The sequence below is a fragment of the Serratia ficaria genome (genome assembly GCF_900187015.1).
In the GTDB taxonomy this organism is placed as follows: domain Bacteria; phylum Pseudomonadota; class Gammaproteobacteria; order Enterobacterales; family Enterobacteriaceae; genus Serratia; species Serratia ficaria.
In genome coordinates this window covers 4606297-4628809 of the sequence record NZ_LT906479.1, presented here as the reverse complement: position 1 = coordinate 4628809, position 22513 = coordinate 4606297, and the positions used below count along the sequence as shown (strand labels likewise).

Genomic DNA, 22513 nt, shown 5'->3' with positions numbered 1-22513 from the left:
GATGGTTTGTGGTTCGATGCTGTTTGCAGTAACTTGATGGGCGCATTGACGGACAATAATGGATTTTTATTTTTTAATGACAGGAGTCATTCAGATGATATTCCCCTCTCGCCAACGTATTGAACCTGGGTATTGCGTTGTTGATACTCCGGGTTCTCTGGCTTCCCAAGGAAACATGTTGTTTCGCAATCCACGTAGCGAAGCCGCCCGTTATTTTATGCAGATTAATGCCGATACTCCGTGGGTTAAACCGGGACAAATACTGCTTGTCGCCGATCCCAATAACTCTCAGCAGGAGGCATCGTTACAGCAATTGCGCCTGGCCAAGGGAAAGGTCAATCACGCAATGGACGCTGTCAGCACCGATCAGGCAGATTTTCTTCAGCGTCATTATGCCACCATTGCAACCATACTGAATGGCAGTAGCACTGGGTTGGGCATTGCGAGTGATGCTGGTAAGCAATACTTCACTCGTATCGATGAGATTCTTAAAAAGATCGAAATGAGCTACCAGAACCAGTTCCGTACCCAAGGTACGCTAATCGGCCAACAATTTTTTGTTGAAAGACAGCGGCTGTTTAATGAATTGAAGGTTCTGTTGGATAAACCGATACTTAGCCGGCTGGCGCGTAAGATTCTGAATTTGCATCCGTATGAGAGCATCAAAAGTGCGTTGAATTTGTCGAGTCGCTCAATCGTTCATGAGTGGTCAACGGTGGGGGTAGGGGCTATAAAAGGCTACTCGACTTATCTTGACGGTGCCGGTAAGGCGGTAAGGTTTATGAAAGGAGCAGGATGGATAGGATTGGCAGCGGCCGGAGTTAGCACGTCTAACGATATTTATCACGCCTGTACTAGCGGACGCGAAAATGAATGTACTCGAGTCGCATTGAAAGGGTATGGCGGCTTCTTTGGTGGAGCTGGGTTAGGTATTGCCGGTGGGGTTGCCGGGACGGCGGCGGCAGGTGGTCTCTGTGTCGCGTTGGGTATTATTAGTGCTCCGATGGCCGGTAGTGCGGGATTAGCATGTGCTATTGTTGGTTCGACGATTGGCGGCGTTTCTGGCGGTTTGCTAGGTAGCTCTGGAGGGGAGAAATTTGGTGACTCCATGGCTGACTTATTGCTCAAGTAACTGGATTATGAGATTTTTTCTATGCTGATGACCGTAGGCGCAGTGATGTTTTTTATATCGACGTTTATTATTATTTTCAGCGTGATTTATTTTGGCCTAAATAAAAGAAAATACGAAAGCGTTGTTAAGCAGTATCAGTCACAAGGCTGGCCACTGAATCCCTCGTATCAGTTTTTTAGCAATCTTGGGTATTTTGGCAGTTTTTTTATAACCGCTCATTTTAAAAAATTGCTTGCGGGGACACCGATAAAAACTGGCAAACGCGTTTGGCTACCCAAAGCCCATTATGAATTTCTACAATCGTTGCCTGGCGTAGAAACGAGATGGCTAATCCACTACTACTACATCAATTTCGTCTGGATGTTGTTGATAGTCATTTCAATGTTGGTTGGGGGCGTGGCTGAGATCACGGCATAAACCAAGATTGAAATTTTAAACAAAATAACCTCGATAGCGCCTTATGGCTCTGCCTGAGCAGGATTTAGCGGCGATGGTTCGGTCAGCGGGCTTCCGGCAGGAAAATGGCCGGAGGCAGATTAAAGCGCTTGGCCAGCGCCATGATATGGGGAATGGTGAGAGACCGCTTTCCGTTCAGGATTTGGCTGACCAGCGATTTTTTGCCTATCTCGTTTTCAAAATCGCGCTGACTCAGTTGGTGTTGCTCCATCAGCACGCTCAACGCGGCGACGCCCTGCGGCAGCTGCCGCTGCCGCAGATTAAATTCGGCAAAGTCGGGGCCGCTCTCTTCAAACTCGGCAATTTTTGCCGCCAACAGGTCAATCAGCGGATTATGTTCGTCGGTTTCAAGCAGGTGCTCAACCAATTCAAGCGCCTGCCGATAGTCCTGTTGCGAGGTGCTGCCCCGCAGCAACGGGACGGCGCGCAGCAGCTCCTGAGTGGCCTTGATGGCATCTGAAATCATTCCTGGTTCCTTCGTACAGCTGCATCAGCTTGTGGTACTCAGCGTGGCAGACAATGTGTTTAACAAAGATTTTCTGGGTATCGAAACTGGCAAAAAACAGCATCCTCAGATTGTTGCCCCCGATATCAATGACCCACCATTTAGCTCTATATTTCATGCGGTCCAGACTGGGAAAAAGGGCTTTTAAATCGTCCGGCGTGTTGAAGCTGCCTCGCCGCAGCGTTTCTCATTATTTTCTGCGCTGCGGCTGGCGAGATGTCAGATTATTTGTACGGTCTGCTGGGGACTATAACCGGGCGAGTTTTCTGGGGAACAAAACGAGTGAATTTGCACCAGGTTGTTGCAAAATTTGGAAGAGGATGCGCAATTGTGCCGATGAAGCTTTTGAAAGCTGAACGCGCCAGGGCGGCGCGCTCAGGTTTTTTCGGATCAGTCTTCGTCAAAGCCGGAGTTGAACAGCTCGACCACCGCGGCCAGCGCTTTCACTTCGTCGGGGCCGTTGGCTTCGACTTCGATTTGCCGCCCCTGAGCGGAGTCGAGCATCAGCAACGCAATCACGCTGCTGGCTTCGGCCTCGGTGCCGCTGTCGTTGCGCAGCATCACCTCGGCGTCAAAGCTCTGCACCAGTTCAAACAGCTTCATCGCCGGGCGGGCGTGCATGCCCAGCTTGTTTTTGATTTCAACCGTTTGTTTGACCGTCATTGTTTGCGTTTTTCCAGCGTGCGGTGGCGCGATTGCACGTTCTTGCCGCGTGAGCGGAAGTAATCGGCCAGCTGCTCCGCCACGTAGACCGAGCGGTGCTTGCCGCCGGTACAGCCGATCGCCACCGTCAGGTAGCTGCGGTTGTTGGTCTCGAGCATCGGCAGCCACTGTTCCAGGTAGCTGCGCGTCTGGTAGATGAAGTTGTGCACTTCGGTATGGCGATCGAGGAACGAGGCTACCGGCTTGTCCAGGCCGGTCATCGGGCGCAGCTTGGGATCCCAGTGCGGGTTCGGCAGGAAGCGCACGTCAAACACGTAGTCGGCGTCGATCGGGATGCCGTGCTTGAAGCCGAAGGACTCGAACACCATGGTCAGCTCGCGCTCGCGTTTGCCCAGCAGGCGGGTACGCAGCATTTCGGCCAGTTCATGCACCGACATTTCCGAGGTGTCGATGATCAGATCGGCCCGTGAACGCAGCGGTTCGAGCAGATCGCTTTCTTCATCGATCGCGCTTTCCAGCGACAGGTTCTTGCTGGAGAGCGGATGCAGGCGGCGGGTATCACTGTAGCGGCGGATCAGCGTATTGCGGTCGGCGTCGAGGAACAGCAGCTGCGGCGAAAAACTCTCGGGCAGCTGGGTCATCGCGTACTCGAACACTTCCGGCGATTCCGGCATGTTGCGCACGTCGATGCTCACCGCGGCGGAGCTGTTGCGTTCCGCCAGCGTATTGGCAAGCTGCGGCAGCAGCACCACGGGCAGGTTATCAACGCAGTAAAAACCCATGTCTTCCAGCGCCCGCAAGGCGACGGATTTCCCTGAACCGGAACGGCCGCTGACAATCATCAGCACCATGTGGCAACTCCCCCTGGCAACTCGGCGGCGTTGGTCGCCGCCGTTAGACTCTTTATTATCCCGGCCTAAGCCGGGATCCATCATGGTGAAACAGTATCGCTATCCTGGCTGGAAGTCACGTCAGCCGGGCGTTACTCGGTGATGATTTGGTAAAGCTCTTCGTCACTCTGCGCCGCGCGCAGGCGGCGGCATACGGTTTTGTCGGCCAGGCGCTTGGCGACCAGCGACAGGGTATGCAAATGGGTCTTGCACTGATCGGCCGGCACCAGCAGGGCGAACAGCAGATCGACCGGCTGGTTGTCGATGGCGTCGAAGGCGATAGGTTGGTCGAGACGGATAAACACGCCAACGGCCCGCAGTGTGTCCTCTTCCAGTTTTCCATGGGGAATGGCGATACCGTTGCCGATACCGGTGCTGCCCATGCGCTCCCGGGTGAGAACCGCGTCAAACACCACCTGCGAAGGCAGGTTGAGCTGAGTGGCCGCCAGTTCGCTGATAATTTCCAAAGCCCGTTTCTTGCTGGTGCAGTGTACCGAGCTTCTGGTGCACTCGATGTTTAACACCGAGCTGAGTTGCATATATTCGTTGTTCATCTCATCTTCACTTAAAGCCATGCTTATCAGGCTATTTTACTGGCCATTCCGGCTCCGGGCGGTGCGCGAACCCCTCAGGGACTTGCGGGCACGTTCCGGGCTGCAACCAAACTGTCTACGCCAATGGCGCCTGAAAAGAGGGCTTTCGCCTGTTTTAACCCTGATTACCGTTCGGCGCGTTACCCATGCAGGTAACGCGCCGATAGCTGAGGCCGCGGTTAAGCAGCGCCCCTGACGGAAAGAGGGTCAGAGTGTCAGTGTTGCTTCAATTTGTCTTTATGTTTGTTCAATTGGCGCGCCAGTTTGTCGATCAGCGTGTCAATTGCGGCATACATATTCTCGTCTTCCGAGGTGGCGTGCAACTCGCCTCCATTCACGTGCACCGTTGCTTCCGCAATTTGCTGCACTTTTTCCACACTTAAAACAACATACACCTGATTGATGCGATCAAAATACTGTTCGAGTTTGGCGAACTTGTTATTCACGAACTCGCGCAACGGATCGGTGATTTCGATGTGGTGTCCGGTAATGTTGAGCTGCATAGTGTCTTCCTTCTCAATAGAGGTCAAACCAACTGTTTACGCTGGTTCGACGGCGGGATGGACAAAGACTCTCGGTACTTGGCGACGGTGCGCCGCGCCACGATGATCCCCTGATCGGAAAGCAGGGTGGCCAGCTTGCTGTCGCTGAGCGGTTTGGCGGGGTTTTCCGCCGCAATCAATTTCTTCACCAACGCCCGGATCGCCGTCGAGGAGGCTTCGCCGCCGCTGTCGGTGTTCACATGGCTGGAGAAGAAATATTTTAATTCGAAAATACCGCGCGGACTGTGCAGAAACTTCTGCGTGGTGACGCGCGAAATTGTCGATTCATGCATCTCCACGGCCTGGGCGATATCCGCCAGCACCATGGGTTTCATAAATTCTTCGCCCTGTTCAAAGAAAGCCTGCTGCTGGCTGACGATGCAGCGGGTGACCTTCAACAGGGTCTCGTTGCGGCTTTCCAGGCTTTTAATCAGCCATTTGGCTTCCTGCAGGTTGCTGCGGATAAACTGGCCGTCGGCTTCGCTGCGCGCGCTGTTGCCCAACGCGGCGTACTGCTGATTGATCTTCAGACGGGGAATGCTGTCGGCGTTGAGCTCAACCGTCCATTTATCCTGCGCTTTGCGCACCAGCACGTCCGGAATGACGTATTCCGACTCGCCGGTGTTGATCGACTGCCCCGGGCGCGGGTCGAGCGACTGAATCAGCAGCATCGCTTCTTTCAGTGTATCTTCTTTTAGCCGGGTTGATCGCATCAGGCTGCGAAAGTCGTGATTGGCCAGCAGATCCAGATGCTCGCTGATGATCAGCCGCGCCTCGGCCAGATACGGCGTGTCTTTGGCGTATTGGGAAAGCTGCACCAGCAGGCAGTCGCGCAGATCGCGCGCGGCGACGCCGACCGGATCAAAACGCTGCACGCGCTTCAGTACCGCCTCGACCTCGTCCATGGTCACATTCTCGTCACCCATGCTCTCGAGAATGTCTTCCAGCGGCACGGTGAGGTAGCCGGTGTCGTCGACCGCATCGACGATCGAAGTGGCGATGGCGGCGTCGGTATCGGAGAACGGCGTCAGGTCCACCTGCCACATCAGATAATCCTGCAGCGTCTGGGTGGTTTCGCCCTGATACACCGGCAGTTCGTCATCGCTGTAATCGGTGCCGGTGCCCGACGGCGTGCCGGCGGTGTAGATTTCGTCCCAGGTGGCGTCCAGCGGCAGCTCTTCGGGCATGTCCTTCTGTTCCAGCGCCTCGCGGGTATCCAGGCCTTCGGTGTCGGTGGCCTCTTTGGCGTCGATTTCGTCGTGCAGATCGGTTTGCTCAAGCAGGGGGTTGCTCTCTAACGCCAGCTGTATCTCTTGCTGAAGCTCAAGCGTGGACAACTGCAGCAGGCGAATGGCCTGCTGGAGCTGCGGGGTCATGGCCAGCTGTTGGCTGAGCCTGAGTTGCAAACCTTGCTTCATAATCTTCTGTCTACTTCCGTTAACCGTCGTCCTTCAGGACGCGCTGGCACTCAGAGGCGGAATTCTTCGCCCAGATAAACGCGTTTCACCTGCTCATCGGCCAGAATAGCATCCGGCGTGCCGTGGGCAATCAGTTTGCCCTGGCTGACGATGTAGGCGCGTTCACACACGTCCAGCGTTTCGCGCACGTTGTGGTCGGTGATCAGCACGCCCAGGCCGCTGTCACGCAGGTGCTCGATGATTTTCTTGATGTCGATAACGGAAATCGGGTCAACCCCGGCGAAGGGTTCATCCAGCAGGATGAATTTCGGGTTGGCCGCCAGCGCGCGGGCGATCTCGACGCGGCGGCGTTCACCGCCGGACAGCGCCTGGCCCAGGCTGTCGCGCAGGTGGGTGATGTGAAACTCTTCCATCAGCTCTTTGGCGCGGTCTTCGCGCTGTTCGCTGGACAGATCGTCGCGGATCTCCAGCACCGCCATCAGGTTGTCATACACGCTCAGGCGGCGGAAGATCGACGCTTCCTGCGGCAGATAGCCGATACCGCGGCGCGCACGAGCGTGCAGCGGCAACAGGCTAATGTCTTCTTCGTCGATCACGATGCGCCCGGCGTCGCGCTGAACGATGCCGACCACCATGTAAAAGGTGGTGGTTTTGCCGGCGCCGTTCGGCCCCAGCAGGCCGACGATCTCGCCGGATTTCACTTTCAGGCTGACGTCTTCAACGACTTTGCGGCCCTTGTAGGCTTTCGCCAGGTTTTCTGCGATGAGTGTAGCCATAAGTGATTAGTTACTCTTCTTTTGCCCGTTTTTGTCTTGCAACTGCGACGGTACCAGAACCGTAGTCACGCGTTTGCCTTTATCGCTGAACGCCTGCATTTGCTGCTGTTGCACCAGATAGGTGATGCGGTCGCCTTTCACGTTGCTGTCGAGCTGTTCCAGATAGGCGTTGCCCGTCAGGGTCACCAGCTGCGTCGCCACGTCGTAGCGCACTTTCTGCGCGTGGCCTTTCACCGGCTTGCCGCTGTCCTGCATCTGGTAGAAGGTTACCGGGTTGCCGAAGGCTTCAATATAGGTTTTATTCTGATCCCCGCCCGGCCGGGTGACCACCACCTTGTCCGCGCGAATGTCGATGGTGCCCTGCTTGATCACCACGTTGTCGGTAAAGGTGCTGACGTTGCTTTGCATGTCCAGCGATTGCTTCAGCGAGTCGATGCTAACCGGTTGGTTAGAGTCGGATTTCAGCGCCAGTGCCGGGGCGCTGGCGGCCAAAACTAAGCTGCCGATCAACAGATTACGGAGTGGTTTTTTGGTTCTGAATTTCATAGTTGGTCTTAACCTTATCAATCAGCTCGGCGGTCTTGGCCCGCAGGTTCCCACGCATTTTCATGCCGTTAGAGGTGAAGTTCGTCCCGTAGAGCGTGACTTCGTCATCGGAGGACACGTCCTGGGTCACCAGGTTCACCTGAGCATTGTCCGTTTTAATTTTTTCCAGCTGCGAGGTGGTGGTCAGGCTGTTCACCTCGACGTGGCCGTAAAGATACAGCATGCGGTCTTTAGTCAGTTTGGCGCGATCGGCGCGCACTGACCAGGTCGCCACCGCATTTTCATCAAACAGCGTCATCACCGGTTGGGTAAACCAGCTCAGCTCGTCTGCGGTGTAATAGTTCACGTCTTCCGCCACCAGCTTGTAGCTCAGCTTGCCGGCCGGATTGTACACCACGGTGACCGTATGCTGGCTCTGATACGTCGGCGACCGATCGTTGATCGGCGCCGGAACGCTGTCATCGCTGAAATCCGTCATGTTCCAACCGATCAACGCCAGCGCGATCACCGCCAGCAGGATGGTGATCCAAAGTTTGGTTTTGCTCATATCGACAGCCCTTTGGCGTCCTCCAGCTTATTCTGAGCCAAAAGAATAATGTCGCACAGTTCGCGCACCGCGCCGCGGCCGCCGGCAATGCGGGTAACGTAATGGGCCCGCGGCGTCAGCAATGGATGCGCGTCCGCCACCGCGACCGCCAGACCCACCTGCGCCATCACCGGCCAGTCGATCAGATCGTCGCCGATGTAGGCCACCTGATCCGCCGTCAGCGACAGTGTATCCAACAGTTCGCGGAAGGCCAAAAGCTTATCGGACTGCCCCTGATACAGATGGGTGATGCCGAGGGTCTTCGCCCGGTCTTCCAGCAGCCTGGCTGAGCGGCCGGTGATGATCGCCACCTCGATGTCCGAGGTCTTCAGGCAGCGGATGCCGTAGCCGTCGCGCACGTTGAAGGCTTTTAACTCTTCGCCGTTGTTGCCCATGAAAATCAGGCCGTCGGACAGCACGCCGTCGACGTCGCAAATCAGCAGGCGGATTTTACCGGCACGCGCCATCACGTCTTGCTCTACCGGCCCGTAGCAGGTTTCTACCGTACTCATTCCGTTCTATTCCTTAATTAAACGACGCCGGCGCGCAGCATGTCATGCATATGTACCACACCCAGCAACTGGTCGCCATCGGCAACCAGCAGCGCGGTGATGTGGCGTTGCTGCATCAGGTTCAGCGCGTCGACCGCCAGCATGCTCGGGCGCACCCGCACGCCGCCGAGCGTCATGACGTCGGCGATCTTGGCGTCGTTGAGATTGATGCCCATATCGAACACCCGGCGCAGGTCGCCGTCGGTGAAGATGCCGGCGATTTTCATCAGATCGTTGCAGATGACCGTCATGCCCAGATTTTTGCGGGTGATTTCCAGCAGCGCGTCGCGCAGCGAAGCGTCGGCGCTGACGTGCGGGATTTCATCGCCGCCGTGCATGATGTCGCTCACCCGCAGCAGCAGCCGGCGGCCGAGCGCGCCGCCCGGATGCGACAGCGCGAAATCTTCCGGGGTGAAGCCGCGCGCTTTCAGCAACGCCACGGCCAGCGCATCGCCCATCACCAGCGTGGCGGTGGTGCTGGTGGTCGGCGCCAGACCCAGCGGGCAGGCCTCCTGCGGCACCTTGATGCACAGGTGGATATCCGCCGCCTTGCCCAGCGAGCTTTCCGGGTTGTTGGTCATGCAGATAAGCGGGATCTGCTGGCGTTTCAGCACCGGGATCAGCGCCTGGATCTCATTGGACTCGCCGGAGTTGGAAATGGCGAGCACGATGTCCTGCGCGGTGACCATGCCGAGATCGCCGTGGCTGGCTTCCGCCGGGTGAACGAAGAATGAGGGGGTACCGGTGCTGGCGAAGGTGGCGGCGATCTTGCAGCCGATGTGGCCGGACTTGCCCATGCCCATCACCACCACTTTGCCGCCGCAGGCGGCGATGGCTTCGCAGGCGCGGGTAAAGTTCGCATCGATATGGCCGTCGAGCTGAGCCAGCCCTTCGCGCTCGATCTGGAGCACTTCTTTGCCGGCCTGTTGAAAATCGAAGCCAGGTTGCAACTGTATGTTCGACATGCTCATTCCCGTCGGTTTAGCCGAAAGTATTGAAAGGGTTAAAGAACAGCACCGCAAGATACGCAATAAAGCCACATAATAACAGAGCGCCCGCCAGATGGCCGATGCGATGCTTGCGGCCGATGCACAGGGCGCTGAGCAGAATGCTGACCGCCAGCATCACCCAGTAATCGCGCTGGAACGCGGCGGCGTCAACGCTGCCCGGCGACAGCAGGGCGGGGACGCCCAGCACGATCACCGTGTTGAAAATATTGGAGCCGATGATATTACCAATCGCCATATCATCCTCGCCCTTTAGTGCGCCGGCGATGGTGGTGGCCAGTTCGGGCAGGCTGGTGCCGATGGCGATGACGGTCAGCCCGACCACCAGTTCGCTGATGCCGAAGTAGTGCGCGATCACCGTGGCGTTATCGACCACCATTTTGGACGACAGCGGCAGAATGATGAACGCCAGCACCAGCCACAGCACCGCCACGGTGTTGCTGCTGTCCTGCGGCAGTTCGGCTAGCTGCTCGACGGTCAGGCTGTCGCTGCCTTCGCGCTGCGCCAGCCGGGCGATTTTCAGCATCAGCAGAATGAACCCGGCGGCGGCGGCCAGCAGCAGCACGCCGTCCAGCCGGCTCAGGGTGCCGTCCATCAGCACGAAACCGCACAATACTGTGACCGCCAACATCAGCGGCAGTTCGCGGCGCAGCACTTCCGAACGCGCCGCCAGCGGATGGATCAGCGCGGCGACCCCGAGGATCAATAAAATATTGGCGATGTTGGAACCCAATACGTTCCCCACGGCCATGTCTATTTGCCCGTTCAGCGCGGCGGTGGTCGAGACGATCAGCTCCGGCAGCGAGGTGCCGATGCCGACGATGGTCATGCCGATAATCAGCGGCGGCACGCCGAGCGAGCGGGAAATCACCGCAGCACCGTAAACTAAACGGTCGGCGCCATATACCAGTAAAAATAAACCAACGATTAATAATGCTATAGCGAGAAACATGCAGGGTCCTTTGTGGGTATCATCCCGGTTCGTTGGTTAAAAGCCGCTCTTCGGCTATCTTGCTTTGCCCTCCGTTGCGCAGACTGAAGCCGCAGCAACGGGTTTTCCCGGCTAATATATGAACACTTTCGCTTTTTTTCGTTATGGCGCTAATTTTGAACGGGTGGCGCATAAAAGTAAAACCAATGGCATCATTGGTAGCGAAATGGCGGTAAGTTTTTGTAAAGATGAGACGCATTGCGCCCGTTGCTTTAACATCGCGGGTAAATTTGTACCCAAACGAAGCTGGCGTTGCCGCTTCAAGCAAGCAGGGCCTGGCAAAAAATGAGCCGTAAAGGATCTAGATAACATGCACCAGAAGGCAGAGAATCTGGTCGAAGTGCGCGATATGAGCTTCTCACGCGGCGATCGACTGATATTCGAAGACATCAACCTGACGGTTCCCCGCGGCAAGGTAACGGCGATCATGGGGCCGTCCGGCATCGGCAAGACCACGCTGCTGCGCCTGATCGGCGGCCAGCTGGCGCCGGACCGCGGCGAGATCTGGTTTGATGGCGACAATATTCCCGCGTTGTCCCGCCATCAGCTGTATGACGCGCGCAAGAAAATGAGCATGCTGTTTCAGTCGGGCGCGTTGTTCACCGATTTGACGGTGTTCGAAAACGTGGCGTATCCGCTGCGCGAACACAGCAAGCTGCCGGAACCGATCCTGCGCAGCACGGTGCTGATGAAGCTGGAAGCGGTGGGGTTGCGCGGCGCGGCCGAGCTGATGCCCAACGAACTGTCCGGCGGCATGGCGCGGCGTGCGGCGCTGGCGCGGGCGATCGCGCTGGATCCGGAATTGATCATGTTCGACGAACCCTTCGTCGGCCAGGATCCCATCACCATGGGCGTGCTGGTGAAGCTGATCGACGAGCTGAACCATGCGCTGGGCATTACCTGCATCGTGGTGTCGCATGACGTGCCGGAGGTGCTGAGCATCGCCGACTACGCGTATATCGTCGCCGACCACCGGGTGATCGCCGAGGGCACGGCGCAGCAATTACAGAACAATCCTGATGCGCGGGTGCGCCAGTTTCTGGATGGTATTGCCGATGGGCCGGTGCCGTTCCGTTATCCGGCCGGTGATTATCAGGCCGAACTGCTAGGCTTAGGGAGTAAATAAGCTCATGTTATTACGGGCGTTAGCGTCGATAGGACGCCGTGGCATCAACACCAGCGCCAGCTTCGGCCGGGCCGGGCTGATGCTGTTCAACGCGCTGGTCGGGCGGCCTGAACCGCGCAAGCAGTGGCCGCTGCTGCTGAAACAGCTGCACAGCGTCGGCGTGCAGTCGCTGCTGATTATCATGGTGTCCGGCCTGTTTATCGGCATGGTGCTGGGGCTGCAGGGGTATCTGGTGCTCACCACCTACAGCGCCGAGGCCAGCCTGGGCATGATGGTGGCGCTGTCGCTGCTGCGTGAGCTGGGGCCGGTGGTGACCGCGCTGCTGTTCGCCGGCCGGGCCGGTTCCGCACTCACCGCCGAAATCGGCCTGATGAAGGCGACCGAACAAATCTCCAGCCTGGAAATGATGGCGGTCGATCCGCTGCGGCGCATCGTGGCGCCGCGCTTCTGGGCCGGTTTGATCAGCATGCCGCTGTTGACGATCATCTTCGTCGCGGTCGGCATTTGGGGCGGTTCGGTGGTCGGCGTGGACTGGAAGGGCATCGACAGCGGCTTCTTCTGGTCGGCGATGCAGGGCGCCGTGGAGTGGAAAAAAGATCTGCTCAACTGCCTGATCAAGAGCGTGGTATTCGCCATTACCGTGACCTGGATTGCTATCTTCAACGGGTATGACGCCGTACCGACCTCCGAGGGGATTAGCCGGGCAACGACCCGTACCGTGGTACATTCGTCACTGGCGGTGTTGGGATTGGATTTCGTGCTGACAGCACTGATGTTTGGGAATTGATTCGATGCAAACGAAGAAGAGTGAAATCTGGGTGGGGGCATTTATGCTGATTGCGCTGTGCGCCATCGTGTTTATCTGCCTGCAAGTGGCGAACATTAAGTCGATCGGCAACGAACCGACCTACCGCATCTATGCGACTTTCGATAACATCGGCGGCCTGAAGGCGCGCTCGCCGGTGAAAATCGGCGGCGTGGTGATTGGCCGCGTGGCCGACATTTCGCTCGATCCGAAAACCTATACGCCGCGCGTGGCGCTGGACATCCAGGATAAATACAACCAGATCCCGGACACCAGCTCGCTGGCGATCCGCACCTCCGGCCTGCTGGGGGAGCAGTATCTGGCGCTCAACGTGGGCTTTGAAGATCCGGATATGGGCACCACCATTCTGAAAGACGGCGGCACCATTCAGGACACCAAGTCTGCCATGGTTCTGGAAGATCTGATCGGCCAGTTCCTGTATAAAAGCGGCGGCCAGGACAACGCCAAACCGGGAGACGCGGCCGCCGAGCCGGCTGCCGGCGCCGCTGCACCGCAACCCGCCGTACCCAGTCATTAAAAGAGGAAACCTGCATGTTTAAACGTTTATTGATGGTGGCCCTGCTGGTGGTCGCGCCGCTGGCGAATGCGGCCGATCAAACTAACCCGTACAGCCTGATGCAAGACGCGGCTCAGAAGACCTTTACCCGTCTGAAAACCGAACAGCCGAAAATCAAGCAGGATCCCAACTACCTGCGCACCATCGTCCATCAGGAGCTGATGCCGTTCGTACAGGTCAAATACGCCGGTGCGCTGGTGCTGGGCCGCTATTACAAAGAGGCGACCCCGGCGCAGCGCGAAGCCTATTTCACCGCCTTCCAGTCTTACCTGGAGCAGGCCTACGGCCAGGCGCTGGCGATGTACCACGGCCAGACCTACCAGATTGCGCCTGAGCAGCCGCTGGGCGACGCCAACATCGTGGCGATCCGCGTGACCATCATCGACAACGGCGGGCGCCCGCCGGTGCGTCTGGACTTCCAGTGGCGCAAAAACAGCAAAACCGGCTACTGGCAGGCGTATGACATGATCGCCGAAGGCGTCAGCATGATCACCACCAAGCAGAACGAGTGGGCTTCCACCCTGCGTACCCAGGGCATCGACGGCCTGACCAAGCAGCTGCAGTCCGCTGCGGCGCAGCCAATCACCCTGGATCAAAAAAACTGATGTCGGCGGCGCTCAGCTTTGAATCGCAGCAGCAAACGCTGATTTTACGCGGTGAGCTGGATCGGGAAACGCTGCTGCCGCTGTGGCGGCAGCGGGACGCGTTGCTGGCGGATAAAACTGCGATCGACGTGGCGCAGCTGCAGCGCGTCGACTCTTCCGGGCTGGCGCTGCTGCTGCATCTGCGTGAACAACAGCGCCAGCGCGGCGTGGAGCTAAAAATTTCCGGCGCCACCGATCGGCTGAAAACGCTGGTCGCGCTCTATAATCTGCAAGCCATAATGCCTGTCGATACCGCTGGTTAGCCCTGTTTTCCGCTGCCGCAACGCGAAGCCTCGATACAAAGCCCCTGTTGAACAGGGGCTTTTTCTTTAGTTTAAGAAAACGTCGTATTCCACTAAGATACTAGGCTGTTTATGATCCTTTAGCTGCAGAACTGGATACTATGGAAACCAACGAGATTAAAGACGTGCTGATGCAGGCATTGGCACTGGACGAAGCGCACGTGACGGGCGACGGCAGCCACTTCCAGGTGATCGTGGTCGGCGAACTGTTTGCCGCCATGAGCCGCGTCAAAAAGCAACAGACGGTCTATGCGCCGCTGATGGAATACATTGCCGACAACCGCATTCACGCCTTGTCGATCAAAGCGTACACCCCTGAAGAGTGGCAGCGAGACCGCAAACTCAACGGATTTTAAGGCTGTTTGCCCCCTGGGGCGGGCAGCTTCAGATTAGATAACAGAGAGTAGTCAAATGGATAAATTTCGTGTGCAGGGTCGGACCCGCCTGAGCGGTGAAGTGTCTATTTCCGGGGCTAAAAACGCCGCCCTGCCGATCCTGTTCGCCGCGCTGTTGGCGGAAGAGCCGGTCGAGCTGCAGAATGTCCCCAAGCTGAAGGACATCGATACCACCATTAAGCTACTCAGCCAGTTGGGCGCCAAGATCGAACGCAACGGCTCGGTGTTTGTCGACGCCAGCGGCGTGAACGAGTTCTGCGCGCCGTACGACCTGGTGAAAACCATGCGCGCCTCCATCTGGGCGCTGGGGCCGCTGGTGGCGCGTTTCGGCCGCGGCCAGGTTTCTCTGCCGGGCGGCTGCGCGATCGGCGCGCGCCCGGTCGATCTGCACATTACCGGTCTGGAGCAGCTGGGCGCCGAAATCAAACTGGAAGAAGGCTACGTCAAGGCTTCCGTCGAAGGCCGCCTGAAGGGCGCGCATATCGTGATGGACAAGGTGAGCGTCGGCGCTACCGTGACCATCATGAGCGCCGCCACCCTGGCGACCGGCGTGACCGTGATCGAGAACGCCGCGCGTGAGCCGGAGATTGTCGATACCGCCAACTTCCTCAACACGCTGGGCGCTAAAATCACCGGCGCCGGCAGCGACAAAATCACCATCGAAGGCGTCGAACGTCTGGGCGGCGGCGTGTACCGCGTGCTGCCTGACCGTATCGAAACCGGCACCTTCCTGATCGCCGCCGCGGTTTCCGGCGGCAAAGTGCTGTGCCGCGATACCCGTCCGGACACGCTGGATGCGGTGCTGGCCAAGCTGCGCGAGGCCGGGGCGGATATCGAAGTGGGCGAAGACTGGATCAGCCTGGACATGCACGGCAAACGTCCGAAGGCGGTCACCGTGCGCACTGCGCCGCACCCGGGCTTCCCGACCGATATGCAGGCCCAGTTCAGCCTGTTGAACCTGGTGGCGGAAGGCACCGGCGTGATCACCGAAACCATTTTCGAAAACCGCTTTATGCACGTGCCGGAGCTGATCCGCATGGGCGCGCACGCGGAGATCGAGAGCAACACTGTGATTTGCCACGGCGTTGAGCAGCTCTCCGGCGCTCAGGTGATGGCGACCGATCTGCGCGCTTCCGCCAGCCTGGTGATCGCCGGCTGTATCGCCGACGGCGTGACCGTGGTTGATCGCATCTATCATATCGATCGCGGTTATGATCGTATCGAAGACAAGCTGCGCGCCATGGGGGCGAACATCGAGCGAGTGAAGGGCGAGTAAGCGTTGACCGCCGGCGCATCAGCGCCGGCGGTAGATGGAACCGGCTTCCGGAACGGGAAGCCGTTTTAACGCTGATTACTCGATAGCGCCGTCGAAATTCAGCCCCGCCTTCGGCAGGCTCGCCGAGACGCCGGAAACGCTGTTGTTCCGCAGATAACCCATCGCGTTTATCCCGACCAGGCTGCCCACCCACTGCCCGTCAAACTGCTTCGGCATCACCGAACCGCTGAACGAAGAGTCGTAGATTTTGCCGGTGTTGAAACCGACTAATCCGCCGCGCATCGAGGCTTCCGCGCTGCTGATTTTGCCCGAGGCGGACGCGTGCCTGATGAGGCCGTCATTTTTGCCTGCGATGCCGCCGACGTTGCTGCCGGCTTTACCGGTGACGTTACCGGAGGCGCTCGCCTGTAGGATATCGCCGGAGGCGCCGTAGGCGTGTATGCCCACCAGGCCGCCAACGCGGCTGACATCCCCGCCTTCAACGTCGCCGGAGGCCTGCACCTGCGAGAGTGCGCCCTGGTTATAGCCCACCAGGCCGCCGACGTCACTGTTGTAGCCGCCTTTGACACGGGCACTGGACTGCGAGTTGCTGATATTGCCGTACTCGTTGTTGCCCACCAGGCCGCCTACCCGGCTGTTGGCCGCGGCGCTGACGCTGCCGGCGGTTTTGGCGTTGCTGATGCGCCCCCCCCGGTGGTTGCCGACCAGGCCGCCGGCCATGGCGTCGTCGCCGGCGGCGACGCGGGTATCCGCGCTGACCCGATCGAGCGTTCCGCCGTTATTTTCACCGATCAACCCGCCCAACGCCTGGCTGAAGGCGCCGACCACGCTGCCGCGCACGTCGGCGTTGCTGACGACGACGGCGCCGTTGCGGCCAATCAGTCCGCCGGCGCGGCTGGCTTTACCGGCACGCACCTCGGTGTCTGCGCTGACGTTGCTCAGGCTGCCGTAGTTATCGCCGATCAGCCCTCCGACCAGGCTGTTGTCTCCCCCGCTGACTTTGCCGCCGGCGGAGGCGTTAGCGATTTTGCCCGCCTTGTTCAGGCCGACCAACCCGCCGACGTTGGCATTGTCGCCGCCGGTGACCGCGTTTTTCGCCTGAACGTTTTTAAGCTCCGAGGCCGTCTCATTGATGCCGATTAAGCCGCCGACGTTGCGGCTGCCGGTGTCCAGCACGTCGCCGTTAGCCTGGACGTCGCGCAGCGCGCCTTCGTTGCGCCCAACCAATCCGCCGATGGCCTTGCTGCCGTTGCCGGTGACGTAACCCACGGCGGCCGAATTGCTGATGTCGCCCTGGTTAAGGCCGACCAGGCCGCCCGTCAGGCTGCCGCGGTTGCCGGCCACGGCGGCGTTCGACAGCGCATGGGTGATGCGGCCGGTATTCAGCCCCGCCAGCCCGCCGATATTCACCGCGTTGCCTGATGCGCCGACCGTGCCCTGGCTGGTTGAGTTGGCGATAACCGCGGCATTTCTGCCGACCAGGCCACCAACGCCGCCGTTGCCGTCGGTGTCGAGCACGTTGCTGAATACGTTGACGTTCGCCTGGCTGTTGTCTATCCGGCCGGCGTTGCCAAAGTTGACGCCCACCAGGCCGCCGACAAAGCGGGAATTGCTGCCGTTGACTCTGCCGCTGACCAGCACGTTGGACAAGGTGCCCATATTGGCCCCGACCAGCCCGCCGAGATCGCCGCTGCCGCTAACGTTGACGTTGGTTGCTTTGACGTTCTGGATGGTCCCCGCGTTGTATCCCGCCAGGGAGCCGGAAAACTGCGAGCGCCCGTTGGTGATGACCGTTATCGAGTCCAGATTCAGGTTGCTGATTTTACCGGTCGAAGCGCCGAACAGGCCAACATAAGGCCCGTTGCCGCCGATGGTCAGCCCTTGCAGCGTATTGCCCAACCCCTCGAAGGTGCCGGAAAACGCGCCATTGCCGCCAATCGCATTGATTCTGCTTCTGTCGTTAATGTTGTTGCCTAATACATAGCGGGCGTTTAAATCCTTGTTGATATCGAGCAACTGGGCCAGATTCTGCACCACTTTGTAACTTTCGCCATTGAGGCTGAACGAGGCTCCGTTGCCGGATAGCTGGACTGACGCGGCGTTATTCAGCGTATAGCCGGTCTTATGATTCAGCGCCAGGCCGGCGCCTGCGCCGGTGGCCTTCAGCGGAGCATTGATGTTGATCCCGGCGCGTTCGGCCGTCAGCGACAGCTTGTTGGCGCTCTGCCAGGCGACCGGCGCGGAAATGGCGACGTCACCCTGGGTGCTGACCAGCTCAACGTTGCTGTTGGTCAGCGCGGTCGACAGGGTGTCGGCCTTGAGGGTGGCGCCATCGCCGACGTTAACGTCGGTGGCGGTCAGTTTCCAATTGCCGGTCTTGCCGGCGGTCGCCCGGGTGGTTATCTGCGTCGCCGTCTGCACCGCCACGCGTGCGCCGCGGGTTTCAATCACGCCGCCATCGCCGGCATTGGCGCTGGCGTCCAGTCGCCCGGCGACGTTCACCACGCCGCGTTCGCCGCCATCCAGCACGATGCGGCCCGCCTGATTGTTCAGCGTGGTCGCTTCGATGGCGCCCCGGTTGTTCACCACGGTTTGCAGCATGTCGCCGGCCGTTCTGGCGGTCATCAGCACCTGGCCGCCATCGGCTTTCAGCAGGCCACCGTTTTGCACCAGCGCCTTGGCGGCGGCGCCGTCAATTTTCAGGTTTAATAAATTATCGCCGTCGAAGTTCAGGGTAATGTCATCACCCGCGCCCAGCGCGATGCTGCCCATCTGCGCCAGGATCACCCCCTGGTTATTGACCTGGGCGCCGAGGAGGGCAATGCTGCCTGCCTGGGCGGCATTCAGAACGCCCTCGTTGCGAACTTCCGCCTGCGATGTGCCGACGAAGCGGTTTTTGCCGGCCAGGAAGTCGGCGTTGCTGATGTCGCGCGTCGAAGCCACCAGCCCGCCGACGTTCACCTGGGCGGTCTTGCCGAAAATAACGCCGTTAGGGTTGACGATGAAAACTTTACCGTTGGCGTCTATTTTCCCCTGAATATCGCTGCCGTTAACGCCCATCACGCGGTTCAGCGCCACCGAGCCGCGGCCCGGCTGTTTGAAGGTCAGGCTTTCATCCCGGCCGACATTGAAAGCGTCCCATTGGGTAATCAGCTTGTCGCTCTGCTGATTGACCGTCATGCTCTGGCCGTTGGTGGTGATGCTGCCCTGGCCGGCGACGATATTTTGCCCGGTCGGCAAGGCGTGGGCCGGTTCCAGCGCCGTCAGACCCAGCAGCGACAGCGCCACCGCTAGGCGGCGTTTGGCGCTGCCCTTGCCGCGGCGGCTGCAGTGTTCGCTGACGACGTTCCAGCATTCCTGAGCCGGGTTCCATACCAGTGCGTAAATTTTATTCATGAAATGATTTCCTTTTTATCATGCGTGCTGCTTTCCAGGCAGCGGGTCTTTATCATCAGACGCTCAGAAATATCTGGCAGCCTGAAGCCAAATGCGGGGGGACTTTTCCGTGTTGCCGCCGGGGCCCGATTGGGCCAGCGGCCATGCCGCCGTCAGGGAGAGTTGGTGGCTGGCGCCGCCCCAGGCCAGCGCCGAACCGGCGGCCGACATATGCAGAGTGTTTTTTTCTGGCGTCCAGGGCTGCCGGTTGAGGCGCGCCTGGCCCTGATCGACAAAAGCGCTCAGCTGCCACCCGGGATGCAGGGCATAGCGCAGTTCCAGGCTGGCTTGCCAACCCAGATCGCCGTTGCCGCTGCCTGGCGCATAGGCGCGCACGCCGTAAGGGCCGCCAACGTTGAATTTTTCCGAGGCGTCGAGGTTGCCCGGCGACCACTGCGCGTTCAGCTGACCATAGAGCTGGACGCGGTCGTTTAGAGTTTGCAGGCGCAGCGCGCTGAGCATCAGCTTGCTGAACTGGCCCGCGGTCTCTGCGGTGAGCCTGTCCCATCGGCGAGCGTAGGGGTCGTCAATCCGCAGGTGCCCGAAGGCGTAAGCCAGCGAGGCCGCGCTTTGCCCCCCGCCATGCCAGCGGTCCTGCGCATTGAGGCTGATTTCCGCCGTCCAGAGCGCGATGCGCTTCCGGCTGCGGCTATCGAACAGATCGATGTCGTCCTGCAGCGTTTTATCTTCGAACTGCAGCTGCGCATTGAGATTCAGCGCGCGGCTGCGCAGCAGCGGTTGGGCAACGAAAATGCTGTTGATGGCGGCGTTGCCGTGCGCCTGCAGCTCGCTAAAGTCTTTCCCCAGCCGATAGCGCATCGATGAATGGGCAACGCCCGGCCGGGTGGACCAAGGGCCGACGGGAAGTTGGTACGAAACGCGGTAATAGCGCTGGCGCTTATCGCTGCTCAGCAGGCGCAGATCCAGCCTGTCGCCCAGCCGCAGTGGGCTATTGACGCTGAGCGCGCCGCCGCCGCGATACTCGCCGGTATAGCTGTCGCCGTAGTTGTCGGCCTGCAACGAGCCGTTGACCCACGGCCCGGGCGTCGCGTCTATTTGCCAGTCGGTGGTGCCGGGCCGCTCGCCCGGCAGCAGGGTGCTATTCACTTTCACGCCGGGAGTATCGCTTAATAACAGCAGGCTGCGTTCAAGCCGAGCGCCGGTTACCGGCATGCCGCTTTTCAGTGCGGACAGGGGCTGCAGCAATACGCCGTCGCCCGCGTGCGAACGGTTATTCAGCCGGATTTGCCCATAACGGCCTTCGAGCACGTCAATATGCACCCGGCCATCGACGATTTCCTGCTTGGGCAAATAAGCGGTCGTCAACACGTACCCCCGTTGACGATAATAAGAAGTGACGCGCTGGGCCGCTTGTTTTAGCTGGGGCAGGGTTAATTCCCGGCCATTCAAGTCGCGCAGCAGCGGCAATATCTTTTCGGAAGGAATACTGTGGTTGCCGCTGATAATAAACTTCGTCACGCGAACTCGCGGCGAGCCGTCGTCTAATGGCGCGATCGGCGCCGCATTGGCCGAGGGGGCCGAGAGTTGCACCGGCGGCGGCAGGCTGGGGCGCTCGTTTTCAAGATCCCTGATAGCCTGGCCGGCGCCGGGCAGCGCTGCCTGGCTCAGCGGCGAGAACAGTAAAAGCAGCGCTAGGCCGCGGTAGGTAGAAAGCGGCCGATATCGCCGGGATGAAATGGCAGGCGTGCGGGGAGGGCGATTAATCCATAATATATGGTCGTTGTTATATTTAATTGTATTCACGAAAAGAATTCCATTCTTAGATTAAAGCGTTAATTAATCTATGTCCCTGGACGCACCATTAGCCTGGCGCGCTCAATCATTATTGAGGTTATGGCGATGCGAGTTGATGTCGTGCAGTATACAGAGAAAATAAAAGGAGTGTGTTTTTTTGCTGTTAAATAACGCGTTCTTTTAAATAAAATATCACATCATTGTCGTAATTAATTCGTTTTTAATATTCTTGGTTTTTTATTTATATATTTTTATTATTCAATCGTAATGAAATTATGAAATAGAAAAGTATTATTATTTTTTTATATTGATGGCGATCAGGGGCTGCGTCAGCGGGATGGGCGGGGACGAGGGCGGCAGGCACCGCCCAAGCGTGGTCAGCGGCGCCTGAGGCCGCCGCTAATTATTGTCTTCCGGGAACTCACCCACCGTCATCTTCAGCGTGATGCGTTTGCCTTCGCGCAGCACCACCACCGGAATTTCCGTTCCTGGCCGGATTTCCGCCACCTGGTCCATGGTTTCCAGCACCGAGACAGCAGGCTTGTTGTCCACGTTGATGATGATGTCGTTGATCTGGAAGCCGGCGTTGCCCGCCGGGCCATTTGGCGTGATCTCGGTGACGATGATGCCCTGCAGGCGATCGATACCGGAATTGGAGGAGCGCAGCGGGATGATTTCCTTGCCCTGGATGCCGAAGTAACCGCGAATGACGCGGCCGTCGCGGATCAGCTTGTCCATGATCTTGGTGGCCAGCTCGATCGGGATGGCGAAACCGAGGCCTTCCGGCGTTTCGCCGTCGGTGATTTTGTCGTAGGTCAGGGTATTGATGCCGATCAGTTCGCCCAGCGAGTTGACCAGCGCGCCGCCGGAGTTGCCGCGGTTGATCGAGGCGTCGGTCTGCAGGAAGGTCTGGCGGCCGGTGGTGCTCATACTGATGCGGCCGGTGGCGCTGAGAATGCCCTGGGTGACGGTCTGCCCCAGGTTGTAGGGGTTGCCGATCGCCAGCACGACGTCGCCCACGTGGGCGATGCGGGCGTTGTTGATAGGGATAACCGGCAGGTTGCCGGGATCGATCTTCAGCACCGCCAGATCGGTGAGGCCGTCGGAGCCGACCAGCAGCGCTTCGTAACGGCGGCCATCCTGCAGCACCACGGTGATTTGTTGCGCGTCCTTGATCACGTGGCGGTTGGTGATGATATAGCCGCGTTCGTTCATGATCACGCCGGAACCGAGCGACAGCACGTTGGTGGCGCCGTTCAGGTTGCGATTATAGATGTTCACCACCGCCGGCGCGGCGCGGCGCACCGCTTTGTTGTAGCTCACCGGGGTCTCGTCGCGGGTATTCTCAAGCTTTTCTGTAAACAGACTATTGGAAGAACGCAGCACGGGCAGCACGGCCAGCAGCAGACCGGCAACGATGAGACCAATAATGACAGAACGCAAGAGCTTAGCAAACATGGAGTTTTAGTGGGTGAGGTTAACGATGTTCGGAGGATAGCATGAGTTAACCGGGCGCAGTATGTTACCGGGCCCGGTTTTTAA

General features: G+C 58.8%; 26 protein-coding genes. 10 read left to right on the top strand and 16 right to left on the bottom strand.

Features of this window, described 5'->3' with window-relative positions; translation table 11 throughout:
- Window positions 1-58 precede the first annotated feature (58 nt).
- On the top strand, window positions 59-1132 hold the full coding sequence (locus CKW09_RS21715; protein ID WP_231922104.1) for a hypothetical protein: 1074 nt from the start codon (window positions 59-61) through the stop codon (window positions 1130-1132).
- A 21-nt stretch (window positions 1133-1153) separates the two neighbouring features.
- Window positions 1154-1549, top strand: a complete 396-nt coding sequence (locus CKW09_RS21710; protein WP_095099419.1) for a hypothetical protein — start codon at window positions 1154-1156, stop codon at window positions 1547-1549.
- Window positions 1550-1631: 82 nt separating this feature from the next.
- Here CKW09_RS21710 and CKW09_RS21705 read toward each other — a convergent pair whose 3' ends face one another.
- The 13 genes from CKW09_RS21705 to CKW09_RS21645 all read right to left on the bottom strand — a co-directional run bounded on the left by CKW09_RS21705 (window position 1632) and on the right by CKW09_RS21645 (window position 10617).
- Window positions 1632-2054 carry a helix-turn-helix domain-containing protein gene (locus CKW09_RS21705; protein ID WP_095099416.1) on the bottom strand — a complete coding sequence of 141 codons (423 nt, stop codon included), beginning with the start codon at window positions 2052-2054 and terminating at the stop codon, window positions 1632-1634.
- A complete protein-coding gene (locus tag CKW09_RS25015; protein WP_390900673.1) occupies window positions 1957-2220 on the bottom strand; it encodes a type II toxin-antitoxin system HigB family toxin in 264 nt (87 codons plus the stop codon). Before CKW09_RS25015 ends, CKW09_RS21705 begins: the two co-directional genes overlap by 98 nt.
- 263 nt (window positions 2221-2483) lie before the next feature.
- On the bottom strand, window positions 2484-2756 hold the full coding sequence (gene npr, locus CKW09_RS21695; RefSeq protein ID WP_061797082.1) for a PTS phosphocarrier protein NPr: 273 nt from the start codon (window positions 2754-2756) through the stop codon (window positions 2484-2486).
- Window positions 2753-3607 (bottom strand): RNase adapter RapZ, encoded by an 855-nt coding sequence (gene rapZ / locus CKW09_RS21690; protein ID WP_061797083.1) that lies wholly within the window; start codon window positions 3605-3607, stop codon window positions 2753-2755. Before rapZ ends, npr begins: the two co-directional genes overlap by 4 nt.
- A 131-nt stretch (window positions 3608-3738) precedes the next feature.
- A complete protein-coding gene (gene ptsN, locus CKW09_RS21685) occupies window positions 3739-4200 on the bottom strand; it encodes a PTS IIA-like nitrogen regulatory protein PtsN (protein WP_095099411.1) in 462 nt (153 codons plus the stop codon).
- 254 nt (window positions 4201-4454) lie between these two features.
- A complete protein-coding gene (hpf, locus tag CKW09_RS21680) occupies window positions 4455-4742 on the bottom strand; it encodes a ribosome hibernation promoting factor (RefSeq protein ID WP_004937038.1) in 288 nt (95 codons plus the stop codon).
- Window positions 4743-4765: 23 nt separating this feature from the next.
- Window positions 4766-6199, bottom strand: coding sequence for an RNA polymerase factor sigma-54 (gene rpoN / locus CKW09_RS21675; protein ID WP_061797084.1), 1434 nt, complete (start codon window positions 6197-6199; stop codon window positions 4766-4768).
- Window positions 6200-6249: 50 nt separating this feature from the next.
- Complete coding sequence (gene lptB, locus CKW09_RS21670; RefSeq protein ID WP_061797086.1) at window positions 6250-6975, bottom strand: LPS export ABC transporter ATP-binding protein; 726 nt, start codon at window positions 6973-6975, stop codon at window positions 6250-6252.
- A gap of 6 nt (window positions 6976-6981) precedes the next feature.
- Window positions 6982-7521 (bottom strand): lipopolysaccharide ABC transporter substrate-binding protein LptA, encoded by a 540-nt coding sequence (lptA, locus tag CKW09_RS21665; RefSeq protein ID WP_061797087.1) that lies wholly within the window; start codon window positions 7519-7521, stop codon window positions 6982-6984.
- Window positions 7490-8068, bottom strand: a complete 579-nt coding sequence (lptC, locus tag CKW09_RS21660; RefSeq protein WP_061797089.1) for an LPS export ABC transporter periplasmic protein LptC — start codon at window positions 8066-8068, stop codon at window positions 7490-7492. Before lptC ends, lptA begins: the two co-directional genes overlap by 32 nt.
- Complete coding sequence (gene kdsC / locus CKW09_RS21655; RefSeq protein ID WP_061797090.1) at window positions 8065-8619, bottom strand: 3-deoxy-manno-octulosonate-8-phosphatase KdsC; 555 nt, start codon at window positions 8617-8619, stop codon at window positions 8065-8067. The genes lptC and kdsC overlap by 4 nt, the downstream gene beginning before the upstream one ends.
- Window positions 8620-8636: 17 nt before the next feature.
- Window positions 8637-9623, bottom strand: coding sequence for an arabinose-5-phosphate isomerase KdsD (kdsD, locus tag CKW09_RS21650; RefSeq protein ID WP_061797105.1), 987 nt, complete (start codon window positions 9621-9623; stop codon window positions 8637-8639).
- Window positions 9624-9639: 16 nt separating this feature from the next.
- On the bottom strand, window positions 9640-10617 hold the full coding sequence (locus CKW09_RS21645; RefSeq protein ID WP_061797091.1) for a calcium/sodium antiporter: 978 nt from the start codon (window positions 10615-10617) through the stop codon (window positions 9640-9642).
- Between the two features lie 118 nt (window positions 10618-10735).
- On the opposite strand from CKW09_RS21645, the gene CKW09_RS21640 reads away from it, so the two are divergent.
- The 8 genes from CKW09_RS21640 to murA all read left to right on the top strand — a co-directional run bounded on the left by CKW09_RS21640 (window position 10736) and on the right by murA (window position 15781).
- On the top strand, window positions 10736-10945 hold the full coding sequence (locus tag CKW09_RS21640) for a hypothetical protein (RefSeq protein WP_073970290.1): 210 nt from the start codon (window positions 10736-10738) through the stop codon (window positions 10943-10945).
- 21 nt (window positions 10946-10966) lie between these two features.
- Entirely contained in the window at window positions 10967-11782 is an 816-nt protein-coding gene (gene mlaF / locus CKW09_RS21635) for a phospholipid ABC transporter ATP-binding protein MlaF (protein WP_061797092.1), read from the top strand.
- A gap of 4 nt (window positions 11783-11786) precedes the next feature.
- Window positions 11787-12569, top strand: coding sequence for a lipid asymmetry maintenance ABC transporter permease subunit MlaE (gene mlaE / locus CKW09_RS21630; protein ID WP_061797094.1), 783 nt, complete (start codon window positions 11787-11789; stop codon window positions 12567-12569).
- A 4-nt stretch (window positions 12570-12573) separates the two neighbouring features.
- On the top strand, window positions 12574-13125 hold the full coding sequence (mlaD, locus tag CKW09_RS21625) for an outer membrane lipid asymmetry maintenance protein MlaD (protein WP_061797095.1): 552 nt from the start codon (window positions 12574-12576) through the stop codon (window positions 13123-13125).
- A 14-nt stretch (window positions 13126-13139) separates the two neighbouring features.
- On the top strand, window positions 13140-13769 hold the full coding sequence (mlaC, locus tag CKW09_RS21620; protein WP_095099405.1) for a phospholipid-binding protein MlaC: 630 nt from the start codon (window positions 13140-13142) through the stop codon (window positions 13767-13769).
- Complete coding sequence (mlaB, locus tag CKW09_RS21615; protein ID WP_061797106.1) at window positions 13769-14071, top strand: lipid asymmetry maintenance protein MlaB; 303 nt, start codon at window positions 13769-13771, stop codon at window positions 14069-14071. Before mlaC ends, mlaB begins: the two co-directional genes overlap by 1 nt.
- 140 nt (window positions 14072-14211) lie before the next feature.
- Window positions 14212-14466 carry a BolA family iron metabolism protein IbaG gene (gene ibaG / locus CKW09_RS21610; RefSeq protein WP_061797107.1) on the top strand — a complete coding sequence of 85 codons (255 nt, stop codon included), beginning with the start codon at window positions 14212-14214 and terminating at the stop codon, window positions 14464-14466.
- A gap of 55 nt (window positions 14467-14521) precedes the next feature.
- Window positions 14522-15781 (top strand): UDP-N-acetylglucosamine 1-carboxyvinyltransferase, encoded by a 1260-nt coding sequence (gene murA / locus CKW09_RS21605; protein WP_061797108.1) that lies wholly within the window; start codon window positions 14522-14524, stop codon window positions 15779-15781.
- Between the two features lie 75 nt (window positions 15782-15856).
- On the opposite strand, the gene CKW09_RS21600 is transcribed toward murA, so the two are convergent.
- From CKW09_RS21600 to degS, 3 genes are all read right to left on the bottom strand, one after another.
- Window positions 15857-19177 (bottom strand): GLUG motif-containing protein, encoded by a 3321-nt coding sequence (locus CKW09_RS21600; RefSeq protein WP_095099402.1) that lies wholly within the window; start codon window positions 19175-19177, stop codon window positions 15857-15859.
- A gap of 63 nt (window positions 19178-19240) precedes the next feature.
- Entirely contained in the window at window positions 19241-20695 is a 1455-nt protein-coding gene (locus CKW09_RS21595; protein ID WP_231922102.1) for a ShlB/FhaC/HecB family hemolysin secretion/activation protein, read from the bottom strand.
- 675 nt (window positions 20696-21370) lie between these two features.
- Complete coding sequence (gene degS, locus CKW09_RS21590) at window positions 21371-22429, bottom strand: outer membrane-stress sensor serine endopeptidase DegS (RefSeq protein WP_061797110.1); 1059 nt, start codon at window positions 22427-22429, stop codon at window positions 21371-21373.
- Window positions 22430-22513 lie beyond the last annotated feature (84 nt).

Bases quoted from the DNA above. Each gene is read 5' to 3' on its own strand.
- CKW09_RS21715 (WP_231922104.1), top strand. From the start codon at position 59: ATGGATTTTTATTTTTTAATGACAGGAGTCATTCAGATGATATTCCCC.
- CKW09_RS21710 (WP_095099419.1), top strand. From the start codon at position 1,154: ATGCTGATGACCGTAGGCGCAGTGATGTTTTTTATATCGACGTTTATT.
- CKW09_RS21705 (WP_095099416.1), bottom strand. From the start codon at position 2,054: ATGATTTCAGATGCCATCAAGGCCACTCAGGAGCTGCTGCGCGCCGTC.
- npr (WP_061797082.1), bottom strand. From the start codon at position 2,756: ATGACGGTCAAACAAACGGTTGAAATCAAAAACAAGCTGGGCATGCAC.
- rapZ (WP_061797083.1), bottom strand. From the start codon at position 3,607: ATGGTGCTGATGATTGTCAGCGGCCGTTCCGGTTCAGGGAAATCCGTC.
- ptsN (WP_095099411.1), bottom strand. From the start codon at position 4,200: ATGAACAACGAATATATGCAACTCAGCTCGGTGTTAAACATCGAGTGC.
- hpf (WP_004937038.1), bottom strand. From the start codon at position 4,742: ATGCAGCTCAACATTACCGGACACCACATCGAAATCACCGATCCGTTG.
- rpoN (WP_061797084.1), bottom strand. From the start codon at position 6,199: ATGAAGCAAGGTTTGCAACTCAGGCTCAGCCAACAGCTGGCCATGACC.
- lptB (WP_061797086.1), bottom strand. From the start codon at position 6,975: ATGGCTACACTCATCGCAGAAAACCTGGCGAAAGCCTACAAGGGCCGC.
- lptA (WP_061797087.1), bottom strand. From the start codon at position 7,521: ATGAAATTCAGAACCAAAAAACCACTCCGTAATCTGTTGATCGGCAGC.
- lptC (WP_061797089.1), bottom strand. From the start codon at position 8,068: ATGAGCAAAACCAAACTTTGGATCACCATCCTGCTGGCGGTGATCGCG.
- kdsC (WP_061797090.1), bottom strand. From the start codon at position 8,619: ATGAGTACGGTAGAAACCTGCTACGGGCCGGTAGAGCAAGACGTGATG.
- kdsD (WP_061797105.1), bottom strand. From the start codon at position 9,623: ATGTCGAACATACAGTTGCAACCTGGCTTCGATTTTCAACAGGCCGGC.
- CKW09_RS21645 (WP_061797091.1), bottom strand. From the start codon at position 10,617: ATGTTTCTCGCTATAGCATTATTAATCGTTGGTTTATTTTTACTGGTA.
- CKW09_RS21640 (WP_073970290.1), top strand. From the start codon at position 10,736: ATGAACACTTTCGCTTTTTTTCGTTATGGCGCTAATTTTGAACGGGTG.
- mlaF (WP_061797092.1), top strand. From the start codon at position 10,967: ATGCACCAGAAGGCAGAGAATCTGGTCGAAGTGCGCGATATGAGCTTC.
- mlaE (WP_061797094.1), top strand. From the start codon at position 11,787: ATGTTATTACGGGCGTTAGCGTCGATAGGACGCCGTGGCATCAACACC.
- mlaD (WP_061797095.1), top strand. From the start codon at position 12,574: ATGCAAACGAAGAAGAGTGAAATCTGGGTGGGGGCATTTATGCTGATT.
- mlaC (WP_095099405.1), top strand. From the start codon at position 13,140: ATGTTTAAACGTTTATTGATGGTGGCCCTGCTGGTGGTCGCGCCGCTG.
- mlaB (WP_061797106.1), top strand. From the start codon at position 13,769: ATGTCGGCGGCGCTCAGCTTTGAATCGCAGCAGCAAACGCTGATTTTA.
- ibaG (WP_061797107.1), top strand. From the start codon at position 14,212: ATGGAAACCAACGAGATTAAAGACGTGCTGATGCAGGCATTGGCACTG.
- murA (WP_061797108.1), top strand. From the start codon at position 14,522: ATGGATAAATTTCGTGTGCAGGGTCGGACCCGCCTGAGCGGTGAAGTG.
- CKW09_RS21600 (WP_095099402.1), bottom strand. From the start codon at position 19,177: ATGAATAAAATTTACGCACTGGTATGGAACCCGGCTCAGGAATGCTGG.
- degS (WP_061797110.1), bottom strand. From the start codon at position 22,429: ATGTTTGCTAAGCTCTTGCGTTCTGTCATTATTGGTCTCATCGTTGCC.